Origin of the sequence: Kocuria sp. CH-021 (assembly GCF_049716185.1) — a bacterium.
Taxonomy (GTDB): Bacteria; Actinomycetota; Actinomycetes; order Actinomycetales; family Micrococcaceae; genus Kocuria; species Kocuria cellulosilytica.
This window is the reverse complement of sequence record NZ_JBNAFK010000068.1, coordinates 1-524: the sequence shown is the minus strand read 5'-3', so window position 1 is coordinate 524 and position 524 is coordinate 1. Positions and strand designations below refer to the sequence as shown.

At 65.3% G+C, this 524-nt stretch carries 1 rRNA gene; it reads left to right on the top strand.

Annotated elements, in window-relative coordinates:
- Positions 1–60, top strand: a 16S ribosomal RNA gene (locus tag ACPYN7_RS18050); the annotation flags it as partial.
- Between the last annotated feature and the right edge of the window lie 464 nt (positions 61–524).

Genomic DNA, 524 nt, shown 5'->3' with positions numbered 1-524 from the left:
ATTGGGACTAAGTCGTAACAAGGTAGCCGTACCGGAAGGTGCGGCTGGATCACCTCCTTTCTAAGGAGCCGTTGACCACCGTGTGGTGGTCGCCCCCGCTGAAGTGCCCGTCCGTGGTGCTGGTGGGGTGAGCTCATGGGTGGAATATCAACGAGCAAGTGGCCGCACTCCTCCTGCTCCCTCCGGTTTCGACCCGGGGGGTGGGGGTTGCCGGCCGGGTCGGGTCCCAGTACCTGCCCTTTCGTGGTGGACCCTGTCGGGTTCGCTGCGGGTGGGGTGGTGGAAGAGGGCCGGTCCGGTGGTGGGTGTGGTCCGTGGTGCACTATTGGGTCCTGAGACAACAGGCCCCGTCCCCTCGAGTGGGGGTGGGGGTGTTGTGTCTGGGTTCCCGGCGTCCTGCCGGTGGTCGTGGTCCCCGTGACGGGGGCGGCGCCCACCAGTGTGTGGGATGTGCGGGTTGTTGTTTGAGAACTGTATAGTGGACGCGAGCATCTTAAGAACGGGTGCCGCAGCGGACCGGGACA